Raw genomic sequence first — 255 nt, forward strand, 5'->3', positions numbered from 1 at the left:
CCATTGTGCAATATTCCCCACTGCTGCCTCCCGTAGGAGTCTGGACCGTGTCTCAGTTCCAGTGTGGCTGGTCATCCTCTCAGACCAGCTAGGGATCGTCGCCTAGGTGAGCCGTTACCTCACCTACCAGCTAATCCCATCTGGGCACATCTGATGGCATGAGGCCCGAAGGTCCCCCACTTTGGTCTTGCGACGTTATGCGGTATTAGCTACCGTTTCCAGTAGTTATCCCCCTCCATCAGGCAGTTTCCCAGA

At 55.7% G+C, this 255-nt stretch carries 1 rRNA gene; it reads right to left on the minus strand.

Going from position 1 to position 255, the window contains the following annotated elements:
* Positions 1-255 (minus strand): 16S ribosomal RNA (locus NWP14_RS27890); the annotation flags it as partial.

It is taken from the genome of Klebsiella sp. C349492 (genome assembly GCF_042055345.1).
Taxonomy (GTDB): Bacteria; Pseudomonadota; Gammaproteobacteria; order Enterobacterales; family Enterobacteriaceae; genus Klebsiella; species Klebsiella scottii.